This is a genomic window from Nocardia sp. NPDC052254 (assembly GCF_040679495.1).
In the GTDB taxonomy this organism is placed as follows: domain Bacteria; phylum Actinomycetota; class Actinomycetes; order Mycobacteriales; family Mycobacteriaceae; genus Nocardia.
Genome location: NZ_JBFAUW010000001.1, coordinates 666,168 through 682,264, shown reverse-complemented (window position 1 = coordinate 682,264; position 16,097 = coordinate 666,168). Strand labels below are relative to the sequence as shown.

Genomic DNA, 16,097 nt, shown 5'->3' with positions numbered 1-16,097 from the left:
CAACCATTGTGACGTACCGTCCAAATGGTTGCAAAATGCTACTGATTGGAAGCTGGGTGTTCATGTCCGCCGGTCGACGTCTGCTGTTCGCCACGATCTGCGCGGTATCCGTCGCGACCGTGTACTCGGCCCAGCCGATCCTCACTCGAATCGGCGACGACCTGGGGATATCGGGTGCTGCCCTGGGATGGATCGTCACGGCCGGGCAACTCGGGTATCTGGTGGGACTGGCCTTTCTCGTTCCGTTGGGAGACATGGTCGATCGGCGCACGCTCATCGCCGGGCACCTGCTGCTCACCGCTGTCGGCGTCCTGGCGGCGGCGAGTGCGGCACGCGGCTGGGTGCTGCTCGCCGGGGTGGCCGTCGCGGGCCTGTTCGCGGTCGTCGTACAGACAACGGTCGCCTATGCCGCGGATCTGTCGGCACCCGGGGAGCGGGGACGCACCCTGGGGCTGGTCACCTCGGGCGTCGTCGCGGGCATCCTCGGTGCCCGGATCGCCGCGGGCGCGGTGGCCACGGCCTGGGGGTGGCGCAGCGTCTATGCCGCCGAGGCTGTCCTTCTCGTCGTACTGGCCGTGCTGGTCCTGGCGCTGCTGCCGACCGACACGCGAACCGGTCGCACCGAGTATCGGCAGGTCCTGAGCGCGTCGATCCGGTTGTTCGGCGGCGGTCTCTTCCTCTCCCGCGGACTGATCGCCATGTTCGTGTTCGCTTCCTTCGGTGCGCTCTGGAGTGGTCTGGCACTGCCACTCGAGGCATCACCGTGGCATCTCAGCAGCGCTCAGATCGGCTTGTTCGGGTTCGCCGGGCTGGCGGGCGCACTGGGCGCGGGCCGAGCCGGACGGTGGGCGGATGGCGGTTTCGCGAACAGGGTCACCGGGGCGGGGCTCGTCTTGCTGGCTGTCTCGTGGCCGGCGACCGCACAGGCGACATGGTCGCTGTGGTTGCTCGTCGTCGGCGTGCTCGTCCTCGATTTCGCTGTGCAGGCCGTGCACGTCGGCAACCAGCACCTGCTCACCGCATCCCACCCGGACCGGACCAGCAGCGTCATCGGCGGTTACATGCTCTTCTATTCCGTCGGTTCGGCACTCGGCGCACTCACCACCACCGCCGTGTACTCCGTCGCCGGCTGGACCGGATCGAGCATTCTCGGCGCCGTGTTCGCGATCGGCGCGCTGGCGGTGTGGGCGGTCGGCCGCAAAGTGGCGCAACCTGCCGCGACTCCTGCCGAGTTCGCCTGTGCCGCACCTGCCATCGACCCCGTGGATGTCGTCTGCCGCGCTGAACCGACGTCGTGACCGTCCATGGGCGCACCCGGTCCAGCGCCGTGCTCGCGGCGGTGCCCAGCGGCACCCGTCCACCGTGATCGGATGCGCGCGGGCCGGTCTCGAAAACCTCGACATCCGCACCGATTCGGGCCAACGTGACAGCGACGGTGGCTCCGGCGATGCCCGCCCCGACGACGGCCGCGCGCACACCTCCGGTCACATCCCCGCCTGTTCGTCCAGGTACCCCAGCAACTCGTTGTGCAGCAATCCGTTCGACGCCGCCGCGCTGCCGCCGAGTGGATGAGGTCTGCCGTCGAGACCGGTGAAGGCGCCGCCGGCCTCGGTGACGATGACCGCGCCCGCGGCCATGTCGCCCGGAGACAGCTCGGGGTCGGCGCAGATGTCGATCACACCTTCGGCGACCATCATGTAGGGCCAGAAGTCGCCGTAGGCGCGTGTCCGCCACACCTCGCGAGACAGCGCGAGGACATTGTTCAACCGGCCGTCCTCTTCCCAGCCGGTGATGCTGGAGTAGGCGAACGAGGCGTCGGGCAGCGTCGAGACACCGGACACGCGCACGCGCGAGGCCGAGGACAGGCTGCGACCGGTGAACGCGCCGTGATCCTTGGCCGCCCACCACCGCCGCGCGAGCGCGGGAGCGGAGACCAGGCCGACAATGGGCCGATAACCGCCCATCGAGACCTCCAGCAGCGAGATCTGGGTGGCCCACACCGGCACACCTCGCGCATAGTTCTCGAGCCCGGCGATGGCGTCGACCACCCAGCAGCGCGGACCACCGCCCACCAGCCCCTCACCGGCGCCCAGCACAGCGTCACGCGGCCGGGAACGGCGGAGTTGACCACGGATGAGCTTTTCCACGGCGTTCTCGGCCTCGCTCACCGAGGTCATATCCGGTCTCGTCCGGACCGAGAGGTCGAGGCCCTTGAAGCGGTCCATGTTCACCGCGTCGGCGGAATCGGCGAGGACATGGGCGAAACGGAGGTCGTCGTCGAGGTGGTCTTGCATGACTGCAAGCTATCCGCAGGAGTCGGCCACTGCCACCGGTTCGGGTGACGAGGGGATTCCGGTTTCCCGACCGGCGGCCCACGGCCCTGGGTGCACGGTGTGCGGCCCAGCAGCCGCTCGCGGCCATGATGCGCACGGCGGCCATGTCGATTGCGCGCAATCCCAATACAATTGAGCACGCCCGGCCCGGTGCGTATGTCGCCAGATCGATCACCTCGGTTGACGTGGCGGCGTTCCCGGTCGACGTACCGGGTGTCGATGTCGAACGAAAGGAGCCCACTGGATGCGTAGAACCGCTATCGCACTGGCACTGACATTCGCCGCTACGACAGTCGGAGCCGGCACCGCTGTCGCCGCCCCCGAACCCCCAGGATCACCGCAGCCGTGTCCCGCCCTCCCCGCCGATCGGGTCGACGAGGCCGTCGCGGGACTGCCACAAGCCTTCCCGAATGTCGCGTGGCATGTTTCCGGCAGCGGTTCGTCGGTCGATTGCGCGCTGAACTGGGTGCAGGTCGATCCGGAGGGCGCGACAGGTAGTTCGCCCACCCACATCCTGCTGTTCGACCACGCCACATTCGGGGGCACGGCCACCGAGAAGCCGACCGCGTTCACCAGTGTCGCCGGCAGCGATGCCCCCGGGCAGATCACGGTGTCGTTCCGGTGGCTCAATCCCGGTGACCCGAACGCGAATCCGACCGGACAGGCCGCTGTGCGCTACGAGCTGTCTCCGCAGGCGCCGCCGCACGCGATCGATCCGATTCCGCCCCAGGTGATCCACTGACGCGCACCGACCCACGAGCGCGGTAGCCGGAGCCGAGGTGTCGAGCCGGGGCTGCCCGCTCGACACCTCGGCTCCGATCTCACAGCTGGGCCAGCCGCGGCGCGCACGCGCGGGTGCGAATCCAAGCGCCCGCTTCGCGCGTCAGATCGGTTGTGCTGCCCAGTAATCCATCGAGTACCAGTGTCCGGCGGACGTGCCGGTGGAATTCGTGTTCGGCGGTGAAACCGATGCCGCCCAGCACCTGCTGACAGTGCCGTGCGGTGGTGCGGGCGGCATCCCCGGCGGCGGCCTTGGCCAGCAATGCGCCCAGGTCGTCATCGGCGGTGGCGAGCGTGGCCTCGGCGCCTTCGATGGCGACGAGGGTTTCGGCGAGGCGGTGGCGCACGGCCTGATGGGCGGCCAGGGGCCGGCCGAACTGGATGCGGTCGAGGGCGTGGCGGCGGGCCAAAGCCAGCATGGCGCGGCTGGTGCCGATCAGCCACCAGGCCAGGGCGTGCCGGCCTTCGGCGAGGGGGAGGGTTTCGCCGGCGCGGACGCGGCGCAGCGGCAGTTCGGGATCGAGCGCCGAATCACCCTCTGCCCCACACTGGTCGGCACCGATCGATGGCCTGGGCGCAGCCACGACGCCGCTCCCGGTGATCGGTCCCGCGGCGCGCTCCCACGACAGCCATCGCCCGCCCGTGAACGGCATCGGCACCGCCGCGGGCAGATCGCGACCCGCGGCGTGCGCGATGACGTCGTTGAGCAGCGGCGCGTGCGCACCGGTCTCGCCGAGCAGCCGGAACACCAGCGGTATTGCGATATCGGGTGATTCGGTGAGCAGATCGAGCCAGCCGAATTCGAGCAGGGCACGGTCGAGATCGTCGCCGGTGCGTTCGATCATCGTGGCGCGCAGCGTGCCGGTCAGCAGATCGAGTTCAGCAGCGTCCATGATGCGTCCGTTCGGCGGTGGGGTGGGTGGCTCTCGGTACGCCCGGACCGGGTGCGGGCCGCAGTATCGTCATTCCTTGCCCAGGTCCAGCAGTCGCCGGGCGATGATGTTGCGCTGGATTTCCGCGGTGCCGCCGTAGATGGTGGCGGCGCGTGAGTACAGGAACTCGGTGCGCCACTGCGGATCGTCGAATTCGATTGTGCCGGGCAGCATATCGCGCGCGGTATCGAACAGTCGCTGTTCCGCGGTGGCCAGCAGCACCTTGTCGACGGAGGTCTCCGGGCCCAGCCGGCCGCCGTCGGCCAGGCGCCGCTGGGTGGCGTGCGAGCGGCAGCGCACGGTGTGCAGCGCCAGATACGCCGCGCCGAGTGCGGCATCGTCGCGCAGCTGTGTCTCGGCGATCAGGGCATCCAGCCGGGTGAACAGATACGCGATGCGATGCCAGAAGCAGGTGGACCGCTCGTGCGGCAGCAGATCCATCGCGACCTTCCAGCCGTCACCGGGCTCGCCGAGCATCCGATCACCCGGAACCAGCACATCGTCGAAGTACACCTCGGCGAATTCGTCGACGCCGTGCATGGTCCGCAGCGGGTGCACGGTGATCCCGGGGGAGTCCATGTCGACGAAGAAGGCGGTGATGCCGTCGTGCCCGGGCGCGGTGCGGGTCAGCAGGACGCAGCGCGCGCAATACTGCGCCAGGCTGGTCCACACCTTCTGACCGCTGATCACCCAATTATCGCCGTCGGCAACGGCTTTGGTGCTCAGGGAGGCCAGATCACTGCCGGATCCGGGTTCGGAGAACCCCTGGCACCACTGCTCGCGCCCGGACAGCAGCGCGGGGACCATCTCGGCGGCCAGTTCCGGGCGAGCATAGGAGATCATGGTCGGTGCCAGCACCTCGACCATCGAGTAGATGCCGGGTTCTGCCAGGCCGCGAGTGGCGACCTCCTCACCCAGCACCGCCCGCAGTGCGGCGGGCCCGCCGAGTCCGCCGACATGTCCGGGCCAGCCGTAGCGCATCCATCCGGCATCGAACAGCGCCCGCCGGACCCGGGCCAGTTGCGCGACCTGTTCGTCGAGACCGTGACCATGCCCGGGGGTGAGGTCGTTGTCGGCGAGCCACCGCCGCAGCTCGTCCCGGAACGTCTCGATATCCATCCCGTCATCTCTCGGTTGTGTTGTGCGAAAGCTACATTCGGTTCGATCGGCGTACGGATCCCGGAATCTCGCGCTCAGACGCCGGGGCGTTCGAAGGCGTGCGGGATGCCGGAATCGTGGTCGCCGCTGCGCCGGATGAAGGTCATCTTGCGGGTCTTGATCCGCCAGCCGTCCGCGGTGCGGACATAGGTGTCGCTGTAGTAGCCGATCCGCATATCGTGGGTGGAATGCTCGACGAAGCACAGCGTCTGGGTGCCGGTGGCGTTGTCGCCGTCCAGGTCCAGAACCGGTGTGCCGGTCATGAACAGGCCCTTGGGGGCGGCGGCGACGAGTTCGGGGAACACATCGAGGCTGTAGCTGTCGCCGAAGGCGCTGTAGGTGCCGTCGGGGGTGAAAACTCCGACCAGACCGTCGATATCGCCCTGGGTGATGGTCACCGCGTAGCGCGCGAGCAGTTGCTGGATGTCGAGCAGATCGTCATTTCTGGACATAGATCTTTCCGCCTTTCATCACGAATCGCACATCCCGGGTGAGGGTGATGTCGTCCAGGGGATTGCCCGGTACGCCGATGATGTCGGCGAGCAGTCCCGGCGCGACCCGGCCGCGGTCGTCGGCATCGATGAGGTCGGCGGCGTTGATCGTGCCCGCGCGCAGCACGTCGATCGGTTTCAGTCCGCGTTCGACCAGCGCCACCAGTTCATCGGCGTTGCGGCCGTGCGGGATCGCCGGCGCGTCGGTACCGACCGCGATCCGCACACCGGCGTCGTAGGCGGCCTTGACCGAGATGCGGGCCTTGGGGAACATCTCGGCGGCCTTGGCCTGCAACGCCGGATCGGCCTTGGAGACGTCCATGGCATCGGCCAGGCGGGTGGTGGGCACCAGCCAGGTGCGGGCTTCGACCATTTGCGCGATGGTTTCGTCGTCGATGAGGAATCCGTGTTCGATGCAGTCGATTCCGGCGGCGATGGCGTGCCGAACGGCTTCGGCGCCGTGCGTGTGCGCGGCCACCTTGAGTCCGCGCCGGTGCGCCTCGTCGACGATCGCGCGCAGTTCCTCGTCCGAGTAGTGTTGTGCGCCAGGCGCTCCGGTGAGTGACATGACACCGCCCGAAACGCAGATCTTGATCAGCTGGGCGCCGTACTTGATCTGGTAGCGCACCGCCTTGCGCACCTCGTCCACGCCGTTGGCGATGCCCTCCTCGATGGTGAGGTTCAGGATGTCGGGCATGAACGCTGAGAACATGGTCGGATCGAGGTGACCGCCGGTGGGAGTGATGGCGTGCCCGGCCGGCACGATCCGCGGCCCGTCCACCCACCCCTTGTCGATCGCCTTGCCCAGCGCCACATCCAGCAGATAGCCACCGGTTTTGACGAACAGGCCCAGATTGCGCACGGTGGTGAATCCGGCACGCAGGGTGCGGCGGGCGTTACCCACGGCCCGCAGCACGCGCGTGGCCGGATCGTCGGTGACACTGGAGGCCAGTCCGGATTCCCCGCGCCCGCCCATGAGCAGGTTGACTTCCATATCCATCAGACCGGGTAACAGCACCAGATCGCCGAGATCGATGACCTCGCCCTCGGGTTCGCCGCCTACGCCGACGATTCGGTCGTCTTCGACCCGGACCACGCCGGGGCGGATGATCTCACCGGAGTCGATGTCGAGGACACCGGCGGCCTTCAGTGTCAGCATGGCCTACACCACCGTCTCTCGCACCAGATCCAGATATGCCGCACCCGAATCGGGCACCCGCGGCTGCTTCCACACCTCGACCGGGAACGACACCATGATCAGCGACTGCATCAGATGTGTCAGATACCGTGCGTCGTCGGGCATTTCGTCGAGCGGGAACTGGTCCAGATAGTCCAGTGCCTCCTCGAGCCGGGGGAACAGGGCGTCGTAGACGGCCTGCATTTCCGGCATGGTCGAGGCGAGCCGCTTGCGATAGCGTTCGGGCTCGGACTCCAGAATCCAGCCGGAGAACTTCTCCAGATCGGCGAATTCACCGGGCAGTTTCTTGACCTCAGGCGTTGGCATTGCGGTACTCCTGAACCTTGGTCTGCGCGACATGGTGCAGATGCCGCAGCAGGACTTCCTGATCGTTGAGGGGGAATTCCTTGATGACGGCTGTTTCCAGCATGGTCTGGGTGGCCTCGAGGGTGTTGGCGTCCTGCAACGCGTATTCCTTGAAGGTCACCCCGGCCAATTCCTGGCGCAGCCGCTCGCGGGCGTTCTTCGGCGGGACGAAGTACAGGTTCGCCTCGAAGATGTGCTTGTCCACCGCGGTCGGCCAATAGTGGTAGGTCAGGTACCAGCCCGGCGCCCAGATCAGGATGCCGAAGTTCGGGAAGACCTCGAATTCGTCCACGCCCCAGGCCCTGTGGCCCGAGGGGTTGACGCCCGACGGCAGCGGGTCCAGGCCCTCGATGTCCGGTCGGTCCCACGGCCCGAACAGGCCCGAGCGTAGGACTCGCTCGATCGGCTTGACCATGTTCGGGTCCTTCGGCGGGGCCATTCCGCCCCACGAGGACACCATGGAATGCGGGGAATCGATCTGGTAGTGCAGCGCCTCGAAACCGACGTCGGCGAGTTTGGCGGCCTCGTCCTTGACCGCCTGCTTCATGTGCAGGATCGGTGCGTGATAGAACTCGGCGAACGCGTCGATGAACAGTTTCCAATTACTGCCCACCTCGGCCTTGTAGCTGTAGACCTCGGTGAATTCGTGGAAGGGATATCCCTCGAGTCCCTTCACCATCGAGCCGAGGTATTCCTCGAGCGGTGCGGCATCGGGGTCGACATTGATGAAGATGAACCCCTCCCACACCTCGCACCGCACGTCGGCGAGGCTGTAGTCCGCCTTGTCCATGCCGAAGAATTCCTTCTCCTGCTGCACGAAGGTGCACTTACCGTCGAGGTCGTAGCGCCAGGCGTGGTATTTGCAGGTGAACTGGCGGCAGGTACCGGAGGTCTCCTCGTTCGGGAAATCGTCCCAGACGAGTTTGTTACCGCGGTGACGGCAGATGTTGTGGAAGGCCCGGATGACATCGTCGGTGCCCCGCACGATGATCAGTGAGGTGCCGATGCAGGACAGTTCCTTGGTGAAGTAGCTGCCCTTGCGCGGTAGCTGCAGGTCGCGGCCGACGCACAGCCAGCTCTTGCGGAAGATCGCGTTGCGCTCGTCCTCGTAGAACTGCGGATCGGTCGAATCGGAGTAGTCGACGGTGCCGGTACCCAATTCGGGATAGTTCTCGGTCCAGCTTCCGGCAGCTGGTTTGCTGAAGTGCGACAAGGGATTACCTCTCGTGTTCGGGCTGGATGCCGAAAGTGTTGAAGGCCATCGCGACCATGGCGTAGCCGCCGACGGTGAAAACCAGATCCATGCGCTGGCGTTCGTCGAGGTAGTCGCTCAACGCGGCCCAGGTGGTGTCGGACAGGTGCGACTGCTCGTCGAGTTCGTCGACCGCCGCCAGGAGCAGGCGGTCGAATTCCGCGGTGAGCTCACCACGCTCGATGCCGGCGACATCGGCGGCGGACAGGCCGTTGTCCTCGGCCATTGCGACGTGATGGGCCCATTCGTAGGCGCAGTGATGACGGTGTGCGATGCGCAGTATGGCGATTTCGCGCACGCGTGGCGGCAGGCTGGATCGGAACAGCAGATAGACCCCGAAGCCCAGATACGCCTCGGCCAGATCCGGGTGCCGGGCCAGGGCCGACATCGCCGGTCCCGCACCGTCGGGGTTGCGCCGAGCACGTGGCAGCAGAGCGGCCAGGGCGCCGCGGGTCCGATCGTCCCATTGATCGGCCGGCAGTGGCGGCAGGCGCATCCTTCCTCCTCTCATTCAGGAGAATGACATTCTCCTCAACGGACCAATAGATTTTCACGAAAGGGGTCGACTCGTCAACGCCGGCCGAGAATGTTAGTAAAGCGCCTGGTCGAGAGGGGGTAAGAGAGTGTGGCCCGGCGTGCGCGCACCGGCGTGTGTGGCTGTGAGGGGTGCGTCCCGGTGTGGTTCGCGCGGCGACGACCCGCGTGCGCGAGCACGAAAGAGAAGGTTGATTCTCCAAATATGAGAAGATAGTTTTCTAGTGCATCGTCCAGGAAAGAGGAGTCGGCCATGACAGCCCTGCGTCCCGGTGAACAGCTCGCCAGCACCGTCTGCACCACGAAGGTGGTGGTGGTGCGCGCCCCCGCCGATGCGAGCCCGGAATTGGCCTGCGGCGGAAGTCCTTTGGTCCCCGCGGCCGGCGCGGCACCCGTCGCGCCCACCGGCGGCGAACCGGCCACTCTGATCGGCAAGCGCTACGTCGATGCCGCCGACACCGTCGAATTGCTGTGCACCAGTGCCGGAACCGGCGAACTGAGCTGCGGCGGGGTGCCGATGACGATCAAGGCGGCCAAGGCGCTGCCGGCCTCGGACTGAGCGGGGGCGCGGGTGTGGAGAGCAGGTGTGATGTGTCCGAGGGGATGACATTCGAGCCCAGCGATGATCAACGGCTGATCCGCGAGGGCGTGGCCGAACTGTGCCGCAAATTCGACGACCGCTATTGGATGGACAGGGACCAGGGCCACGAATTCCCCGTCGAGTTCTACCGGGCGATCGCCACCGGAGGCTGGCTGGGGATCACCATCCCGGAGGAGTACGGCGGGCACGGGCTCGGGCTGACCGAGGCCACCATCCTCGCCGAGGAGGTCGCGCGCTCGGGCGGCGGGATGAACGCCGCCACCTCGATCCATCTGTCGATCTTCGGTATGCAGCCGGTGGTCAAATACGGTTCCGAGGAACTCAAACAGCGCACCCTGCCGCGCGTGGCCACGGGTGATCTGCATGTCTGCTTCGGTGTCACCGAACCGGGTGCGGGCCTGGACACGAGCCGGATCAGCACCTTCGCCCGGCGCGACGGGGACCACTATGTCGTCAACGGACGCAAGGTGTGGATCTCCAAGGCGCTAGAGTCCGAGAAGATTCTGCTGTTGACCCGTACGCAGTCCCGGGACGAGGTCGCGCGCAAGACCGATGGTATGACGTTGTTCCTCACCGATATCGACCGCGCGCACATCGATATCCGGCCGATCGCGAAGATGGGCCGCAATGCGGTGTCGTCGAACGAGGTCTTCATCGACAATCTGCGGATCCCGGTCGAGGACCGGGTCGGTGAGGAGGGGCAGGGTTTCCGCTATCTGCTCGACGGACTGAACCCCGAGCGGATGTTGATCGCCGCCGAGGCACTGGGACTGGGCCGGGTGGCATTGGACCGCGCGGTGAAGTACGCGGGCGAGCGGGTCGTGTTCGACCGCCCGATCGGAATGAATCAGGGCATCCAGTTCCCCCTCGCCGATTCGCTGACCCACCTGGATGCCGCCGAACTGGTGCTGCGCAAGGCGACCTGGCTCTACGACAATGGCAAACCCTGTGGGCGCGAGGCCAATACCGCCAAATATCTGTGCGCCGACGCGGGATTCACCGCGGCCGATCGCGCGCTGCAGACCCACGGCGGCATGGGATACGCCGAGGAATACCACGTCGCGCGCTACTTCCGCGAGGCGCGTGTCATGCGTATCGCGCCCGTCAGCCAGGAAATGATCTTGAACTACCTGGGTTCGCACACACTGGGATTGCCGAGGAGCTACTGATGCCGCAACGAGGACTTTTCGATCTGACCGGCCGCGCGGCCATGGTCACCGGCGCGGCGGGCGGTATCGGCTCCGCGGTCGCGCAGGCATTGGCCACCGCCGGTGCCGCGGTCCTTGTCACCGACATCGACCCGGGTGCCGCGAAGGCGGTGGCGGACAAGATCGTCGGCGCGGGTGGCCGGGCGGCGAGTTGCGGGCTGGACGTATCCGACCGTGCCGCCGCCGATCTCGCCGCCGGACAGGCCGCGGCCCTCGCCGACGGCACGCTGCACATCGTGGTGAACAACGCCGGAGTGACCGATCCCGCGATGTTCTCCAAGACCACCGTGGAGTCGATGCGCCGCCTCTACGACATCCACTCGCTGGGCACCTTCAACTGCGCCCAGGCGGCGCTGCCGTTCCTGGCGACCGACGGTACCGGGCGCATCATCAACGTCACGTCCTCGGCCGGGCTCACCGGAACGCTGGGCCAGGTGAACTATTCGGCGGCCAAGGCCGCCATCGTGGGCATCACCAAATCGCTGGCGCGCGAGTTGGCCCGCAAGAACATCCTGGTCAACGCCCTGGCTCCGCTCGCGGCCACACCCATGACCACCACCATCCGCACCGACGAGAAATTCGCCGCGCAGATGCTGAACCGGATTCCGTTGCGCCGCTGGGCCGAACCCGAGGAGGTGGCGGGCGCCTTCGTCTTCCTCGCCTCGGACGCCGCGTCGTTCGTCACCGGGCAGGTGCTGCCGGTGGACGGCGGCATGGTGATGTGATGATCATCGATCCGCAGGCCGCGGGTCCTCTGGCGGGAGTGACCGTGGTCGCTCTCGAGCAGGCGGTGTCCGCGCCGATGTGTACCCGCACCCTCGCCGATTTCGGGGCGCGGGTGATCAAGGTCGAGAATCCCGACGGCGGCGATTTCGCCCGCTACTACGACGATGTGGTCGAGGGGCAGGCCGCGCACTTCGTCTGGGTCAACCGGGGCAAGGAATCGGTGACCCTGAACCTGAAATCCGGTGCGGGAGTCGAGCTGCTGCACACACTGCTCGATCGCGCCGATGTGCTGGTGTCGAATCTGGCGCCGGGCGCGATCGACCGGCTCGGCCTGTCGGCGGCCGAACTCGAAGGCCGGCATCCGGATCTGATCTCGCTGAGTATCGACGGTTTCGGCGCGGGTGGGCCGTTGTCGCACAAACGCGCCTACGATCTGCTCGTCCAGGCCGAATCGGGGGTGTGTTCGGTGACCGGAACCGCGGGCGAACCCGCCAAACCCGGTCCACCGGTAGCGGATGTGACCACCGGGCTGTACGCGGCGCTGTCGATCGTGGCCGCGCTGTGCGGGCGGCTGCGGCGCGGCCCGGGGCCCGGAACGACGATCGCGGTGAGTTTGTTCGACACCATGGCCGAGATGATGGGCTATCACCTCACCTATGCCCGGCACAGCGGAATCGACCAGCAGCCACTGGGAATGAGTTCCCCGGCCGTGGCGCCCTACGGTGCGTACGGCACCGCCGACGGGCAGACCGTCGTTCTGGGCACCACCAATGACCGGGAATGGCAGCGGCTGGCCACCGATATTCTGGACCGGCCCGATCTGGCCGCCGACGAACGCTTCCGGACCAATCCAGGTCGGGTCGCCCATCGCGGTGAGCTGGATACCGCGATCGGAACCTGGTGTGCGCACAACGATCTCGCCGATATCCAGGCAGCCGCCGACGCGGCCGGAATCGGGAACTCGCGCTACAACACCCCCAGTGAGGTGCTGGCGCATCCGCAGCTGTCCGAGCGTGATCGCTGGCGCGGCATCGACACCCCGAACGGCCCGATTCCCTCGCTGCTGCCCCCGGCGGTGATCGAGGGCTATCACCCTCCGATGGGGGCGGTGCCCGGCCTGGGTGAGCACACCGATGCCGTGCTCACCGAGATCGGGTGCGATGCGGGGGAAATCGCACAGTGGCGCGATGCGGGCGCGATCGGTCCCGCGTACGCCCCGGCCGGTACGGCCCATGCACGGTGACGACATCGCGGCCCGGGCCACCACTCGGGCGCGGCCGAATCGAGCCGGTGTGGCAACCGCGGTGTCGCATCCGTGCGGTGGGGACCCCGATCCGAGGAGTGCCCATGGGTTCGGATGAGTCCGTGCTGCTGTGCGCCGACCTCGACGGTGTGCGCACCCTGACCCTCAACCGCCCGCATCACAAGAACGCGATCGACGCCGAGCTGTGGGCAGCGTTGCAGCAGACCCTGCGCGCCACCGCGGAAGACCGCGGGGTACGGGCCGTTGTCGTCACCGGGGCCGGTGGCGACTTCTGTTCCGGCGCTGACATTTCCACCCCCGACAACCGGCATCCGACCTATCGGATGCGGGATCTCACCGAGGTGGCCCTGGCCCTGCACGAACTGCCCATGCCGAGTGTGGCGAAGGTACGCGGTGTGGCGGTCGGCGCGGGCTGGAATCTCGCGCTGGGCTGCGATTTCGTCGTCGCCACCGCACAAGCTCGGTTTTCGCAGATCTTTCCCCGGCGCGGTCTGTCACCCGATCTGGGCGGATCCTGGCTACTGCCCAAGATCGTGGGCTTGCAGCAGGCGAAAAGACTGGCGCTACTTGGCGATACGATCGACGGCGAGCAAGCGCTCGCCATGAATCTGGTGACCTGGCTGCACCCCGACGACGAGCTCGACGGTGTCGTCGACGATCTGGCGCGGCGGTTGGCGGCCGGCCCGCCGGTGGCGCTGGCGCAGACCAAGGCCCTGCTCAACGAGGGTGCCGACCGCACCCTGCGCGAGGCGCTGGCGGGTGAGGCACGGGCGCAGGGCATCAATTTCGCCACCGCCGACGCCCCGGAGGCGTTCGCTGCCTTCGCCGAGAAACGCCAACCCCGGTTCACCGGACGGTGGACGGTCACCCGGCCGCCGGTCCGCAGCGCGGACCGGCCCGACAACGAAGGGCGAACAGATGCGTGAGGTAGTCATCGCCGCGGCGGTCCGCACCCCGATCGGCAAACGTAATGGCGGACTGGCCGGTTGTCACCCGGCAGATCTGTCCGCTCTGGTGCTGACGACGCTGGCCGAGCGCACCGGCGTGGATCCGGCGCTCGTCGACGACGTGATCTGGGGATGTGTATCGCAGGTCGGCGATCAGTCCTCGAATATCGCGCGCTACGCGGTGCTGGCGGCGGGCTGGCCGGAATCGGTGCCGGGCACCACGATCAACCGGGCCTGCGGGTCGAGTCAGCAGGCGGTGGATTTCGCTGCCGCCGTTGTCGGTTCCGGTCAGCAGGACCTCGTGGTCGCGGGTGGCGTGGAGGTGATGAGCCGGGTACCGCTGGGCGCGGCACGCTCCACCGGTGCGCCCTACGGCCCGAAAGCTCGTGCCCGCTACGACGACTTCTCCTTCGACCAGGGCATCTCGGCCGAATTGATCGCGCAGAAGTGGGGATTCACGCGAACGCAGCTCGACGACTATTCGGGTCGCTCGCACGCGCTGGCCGCCGAGGCGGTGGATCGTGGCGCCTTCGATGACCAGATCATCGATGTCGCTGTCGATTCCGCGACGATCTCCGCCGACGAGGGCATTCGCCGGGGGACATCCGCGGAAACGCTGGCCCGGCTGAAACCGGCCTTCCGCGCCGATGGCGTGATCCACGCCGGCAATTCCTCCCAGATCTCCGATGGCGCGGCCGCGGTGCTGGTCACAACGCCGGAGCGGGCCCGGGAGCTGGGGCTGACCCCGCTGGTGCGCTACCGCGGCGGCGCGGTGACCGGCGCCGATCCGGTCCTCATGCTCACCGGGCCCATCCCCGCCACCGAGAAGGTGCTGCGTAAGTGTTCTCTGGCCGTATCGGATATCGGAGTCTTCGAAGTGAATGAGGCCTTCGCGCCGGTCCCACTGGCCTGGCTGGCCGAGACCGGTGCCGATCCGGCTCGGGTCAACCCGCTGGGCGGCGCGATCGCTCTGGGCCACCCGCTCGGTGCGTCCGGTGCGGTGCTGCTGACCCGCATGATTCATCACATGCGCGACAACGGGATTCGCTACGGCCTGCAGACCATGTGCGAGGGCGGCGGCACCGCCAACGCGACCGTCGTCGAACTGCTGAGCTGATCGGGGAACCGCCGTGCGCCGCGAACTGTTCACCGCCGACCACGAGGCCTTTCGGGCCCTGGCCCGCGAGTTCATCGAGAAATATGTGGTCGGGAACTATCCGGACTGGGAGCGCGAAGGGCGTATGCCCCGCGAGATCTTCACGCGCCTGGGCGAATTGGGCCTGCTCGGCGTCGCGATCCCCGAGCAGTACGGGGGAGCGGGGCAGCGCGACTACCGCTACAACGTGGTCCTGCAGGAGGAGGCGGCCCGCGCCCTGGTCACGCTGTCGACCGTCCGTACCCAGCTGGACGTGATCCTGCCGTATTTCCTCGACTATGCCGACGCCGAGCAGCGCGAGCGCTGGTTCGGCGGCCTGGCGAGCGGCCGGCTGCTGAGCGCCATCGCGATGACCGAACCCGGCACCGGATCGGATCTGGCCGGAATGCGCACCACCGCTGTGCTCGACGGCGACCACTATGTGCTCAACGGGTCCAAGACGTTCATCACCGGCGGACTGCTGGCCGATCTGGTGATCGTCGTCTGCCGGACCTCGACCGATCCGGACAACCGCCGCAACGGCCTCACCCTGCTGGTGGTCGAGGACGGGATGGCCGGCTTCCGCCGGGGCCGGGTGCTGGAGAAGATGGGCTGCAAGGTGCAGGACACCGTGGAGCTGTTCTTCGAAGATGTCCGTGTTCCGGTCGGCAACCGGCTCGGCGCCGAAGGCGCGGCCTTCAGCTATCTCGGCCACAACCTGCCCCAGGAACGGCTCACCGTCGCGGTCGGATCGGTGGCGCAGTCGCGGGCCGCGGTGACCGCCACCGTGGAATATGTCAAGGAGCGCAAGGCATTCGGAACACCGGTGGCCTCGTTTCAGAACACCAAGTTCGAACTCGCGGCGATGTCCGCGGAGATCGAGGCGGCACAGACCATGCTCGACCGAGCGGTCGCCGATCTGGTCGACGGGGTGCTGTCGGGCGCCGATGCCGCCCGGGTCAAGCTGTTCTGTACCGAGGTTCAGGCCCGTGTCGTGGACCGGTGCCTGCAGCTGTTCGGTGGATACGGCTACATGATGGAGTACCCCATCGCCCGTCTCTACACCGACGCCCGGGTCGCGCGCATCTATGCCGGAACCAGTGAGGTGATGAAGACGATCATTGCGAAATCGCTGGCGTTGTAATCGATTCCGGTCCGCGAAGACCCGGCCGCGGTACCCCGCGGCCGGGTAC

Annotated in this window: 17 protein-coding genes and 1 pseudogene; 9 read left to right on the top strand and 9 right to left on the bottom strand. The window is 67.3% G+C overall.

What is annotated here, in order from left to right:
* The first annotated feature begins 62 nt into the window (after positions 1–62).
* On the top strand, positions 63–1,298 hold the full coding sequence (locus AB0L57_RS03135) for an MFS transporter (RefSeq protein ID WP_364956221.1): 1,236 nt from the start codon (positions 63–65) through the stop codon (positions 1,296–1,298).
* 85 nt (positions 1,299–1,383) lie between these two features.
* On the opposite strand, the pseudogene AB0L57_RS03130 reads toward AB0L57_RS03135, so the two are convergent.
* Together AB0L57_RS03130 and AB0L57_RS03125 are read right to left on the bottom strand one after the other, a co-directional pair.
* A pseudogene (locus tag AB0L57_RS03130) lies at positions 1,384–1,476 on the bottom strand (NAD(P)-binding protein); the annotation flags it as partial.
* Between the two features lie 8 nt (positions 1,477–1,484).
* Positions 1,485–2,294 (bottom strand): inositol monophosphatase family protein, encoded by an 810-nt coding sequence (locus AB0L57_RS03125; protein ID WP_364956218.1) that lies wholly within the window; start codon positions 2,292–2,294, stop codon positions 1,485–1,487.
* A gap of 283 nt (positions 2,295–2,577) precedes the next feature.
* Here AB0L57_RS03125 and AB0L57_RS03120 point away from each other — a divergent pair, with 283 nt between their 5' ends.
* Positions 2,578–3,075, top strand: a complete 498-nt coding sequence (locus AB0L57_RS03120; protein ID WP_364956215.1) for an LppP/LprE family lipoprotein — start codon at positions 2,578–2,580, stop codon at positions 3,073–3,075.
* Positions 3,076–3,154: 79 nt separating this feature from the next.
* On the opposite strand, the gene AB0L57_RS03115 is transcribed toward AB0L57_RS03120, so the two are convergent.
* From AB0L57_RS03115 to AB0L57_RS03085, 7 genes are all read right to left on the bottom strand, one after another.
* Complete coding sequence (locus tag AB0L57_RS03115; RefSeq protein WP_364956212.1) at positions 3,155–4,006, bottom strand: acyl-CoA dehydrogenase family protein; 852 nt, start codon at positions 4,004–4,006, stop codon at positions 3,155–3,157.
* Positions 4,007–4,075: 69 nt separating this feature from the next.
* The gene (locus AB0L57_RS03110; RefSeq protein ID WP_364956209.1) at positions 4,076–5,164 is read right to left on the bottom strand and encodes an acyl-CoA dehydrogenase family protein; all 1,089 of its coding nucleotides are present in this window, start codon (positions 5,162–5,164) and stop codon (positions 4,076–4,078) included.
* A gap of 74 nt (positions 5,165–5,238) precedes the next feature.
* Positions 5,239–5,655 (bottom strand): nuclear transport factor 2 family protein, encoded by a 417-nt coding sequence (locus tag AB0L57_RS03105; RefSeq protein ID WP_364956206.1) that lies wholly within the window; start codon positions 5,653–5,655, stop codon positions 5,239–5,241.
* Complete coding sequence (locus AB0L57_RS03100) at positions 5,642–6,853, bottom strand: amidohydrolase family protein (RefSeq protein WP_364956203.1); 1,212 nt, start codon at positions 6,851–6,853, stop codon at positions 5,642–5,644. Before AB0L57_RS03100 ends, AB0L57_RS03105 begins: the two co-directional genes overlap by 14 nt.
* Before the next feature lie 3 nt (positions 6,854–6,856).
* Positions 6,857–7,198, bottom strand: a complete 342-nt coding sequence (locus AB0L57_RS03095) for a hypothetical protein (protein ID WP_364956199.1) — start codon at positions 7,196–7,198, stop codon at positions 6,857–6,859.
* A complete protein-coding gene (locus AB0L57_RS03090; RefSeq protein ID WP_364956196.1) occupies positions 7,185–8,450 on the bottom strand; it encodes an aromatic ring-hydroxylating dioxygenase subunit alpha in 1,266 nt (421 codons plus the stop codon). The genes AB0L57_RS03095 and AB0L57_RS03090 overlap by 14 nt, the downstream gene beginning before the upstream one ends.
* A gap of 4 nt (positions 8,451–8,454) precedes the next feature.
* A complete protein-coding gene (locus tag AB0L57_RS03085) occupies positions 8,455–8,985 on the bottom strand; it encodes a carboxymuconolactone decarboxylase family protein (protein ID WP_364956193.1) in 531 nt (176 codons plus the stop codon).
* Between the two features lie 291 nt (positions 8,986–9,276).
* On the opposite strand from AB0L57_RS03085, the gene AB0L57_RS03080 reads away from it, so the two are divergent.
* The 7 genes from AB0L57_RS03080 (at position 9,277) to AB0L57_RS03050 (ending at position 16,048) form a co-directional block, all read left to right on the top strand.
* Positions 9,277–9,582 carry a hypothetical protein gene (locus AB0L57_RS03080; protein WP_364956190.1) on the top strand — a complete coding sequence of 102 codons (306 nt, stop codon included), beginning with the start codon at positions 9,277–9,279 and terminating at the stop codon, positions 9,580–9,582.
* A 44-nt stretch (positions 9,583–9,626) separates the two neighbouring features.
* Positions 9,627–10,793 (top strand): acyl-CoA dehydrogenase family protein, encoded by a 1,167-nt coding sequence (locus AB0L57_RS03075; protein WP_364956187.1) that lies wholly within the window; start codon positions 9,627–9,629, stop codon positions 10,791–10,793.
* Entirely contained in the window at positions 10,793–11,557 is a 765-nt protein-coding gene (locus tag AB0L57_RS03070) for an SDR family NAD(P)-dependent oxidoreductase (RefSeq protein WP_364956184.1), read from the top strand. The genes AB0L57_RS03075 and AB0L57_RS03070 overlap by 1 nt, the downstream gene beginning before the upstream one ends.
* Complete coding sequence (locus tag AB0L57_RS03065) at positions 11,557–12,801, top strand: CaiB/BaiF CoA-transferase family protein (RefSeq protein ID WP_364956181.1); 1,245 nt, start codon at positions 11,557–11,559, stop codon at positions 12,799–12,801. Before AB0L57_RS03070 ends, AB0L57_RS03065 begins: the two co-directional genes overlap by 1 nt.
* Before the next feature lie 104 nt (positions 12,802–12,905).
* Complete coding sequence (locus AB0L57_RS03060; protein ID WP_364956178.1) at positions 12,906–13,748, top strand: enoyl-CoA hydratase-related protein; 843 nt, start codon at positions 12,906–12,908, stop codon at positions 13,746–13,748.
* Positions 13,741–14,886, top strand: coding sequence for a thiolase family protein (locus tag AB0L57_RS03055; RefSeq protein ID WP_364956175.1), 1,146 nt, complete (start codon positions 13,741–13,743; stop codon positions 14,884–14,886). The genes AB0L57_RS03060 and AB0L57_RS03055 overlap by 8 nt, the downstream gene beginning before the upstream one ends.
* A 13-nt stretch (positions 14,887–14,899) precedes the next feature.
* Positions 14,900–16,048, top strand: a complete 1,149-nt coding sequence (locus AB0L57_RS03050; RefSeq protein WP_364956172.1) for an acyl-CoA dehydrogenase family protein — start codon at positions 14,900–14,902, stop codon at positions 16,046–16,048.
* The last annotated feature ends 49 nt before the right edge of the window (positions 16,049–16,097 follow it).

Bases quoted from the DNA above. Each gene is read 5' to 3' on its own strand.
- AB0L57_RS03080 (WP_364956190.1), top strand. From the start codon at position 9,277: ATGACAGCCCTGCGTCCCGGTGAACAGCTCGCCAGCACCGTCTGCACC.
- AB0L57_RS03135 (WP_364956221.1), top strand. From the start codon at position 63: ATGTCCGCCGGTCGACGTCTGCTGTTCGCCACGATCTGCGCGGTATCC.
- AB0L57_RS03075 (WP_364956187.1), top strand. From the start codon at position 9,627: ATGACATTCGAGCCCAGCGATGATCAACGGCTGATCCGCGAGGGCGTG.
- AB0L57_RS03115 (WP_364956212.1), bottom strand. From the start codon at position 4,006: ATGGACGCTGCTGAACTCGATCTGCTGACCGGCACGCTGCGCGCCACG.
- AB0L57_RS03070 (WP_364956184.1), top strand. From the start codon at position 10,793: ATGCCGCAACGAGGACTTTTCGATCTGACCGGCCGCGCGGCCATGGTC.
- AB0L57_RS03125 (WP_364956218.1), bottom strand. From the start codon at position 2,294: ATGCAAGACCACCTCGACGACGACCTCCGTTTCGCCCATGTCCTCGCC.
- AB0L57_RS03060 (WP_364956178.1), top strand. From the start codon at position 12,906: ATGGGTTCGGATGAGTCCGTGCTGCTGTGCGCCGACCTCGACGGTGTG.
- AB0L57_RS03085 (WP_364956193.1), bottom strand. From the start codon at position 8,985: ATGCGCCTGCCGCCACTGCCGGCCGATCAATGGGACGATCGGACCCGC.
- AB0L57_RS03120 (WP_364956215.1), top strand. From the start codon at position 2,578: ATGCGTAGAACCGCTATCGCACTGGCACTGACATTCGCCGCTACGACA.
- AB0L57_RS03095 (WP_364956199.1), bottom strand. From the start codon at position 7,198: ATGCCAACGCCTGAGGTCAAGAAACTGCCCGGTGAATTCGCCGATCTG.
- AB0L57_RS03055 (WP_364956175.1), top strand. From the start codon at position 13,741: ATGCGTGAGGTAGTCATCGCCGCGGCGGTCCGCACCCCGATCGGCAAA.
- AB0L57_RS03100 (WP_364956203.1), bottom strand. From the start codon at position 6,853: ATGCTGACACTGAAGGCCGCCGGTGTCCTCGACATCGACTCCGGTGAG.
- AB0L57_RS03105 (WP_364956206.1), bottom strand. From the start codon at position 5,655: ATGTCCAGAAATGACGATCTGCTCGACATCCAGCAACTGCTCGCGCGC.
- AB0L57_RS03065 (WP_364956181.1), top strand. From the start codon at position 11,557: ATGATCATCGATCCGCAGGCCGCGGGTCCTCTGGCGGGAGTGACCGTG.
- AB0L57_RS03110 (WP_364956209.1), bottom strand. From the start codon at position 5,164: ATGGATATCGAGACGTTCCGGGACGAGCTGCGGCGGTGGCTCGCCGAC.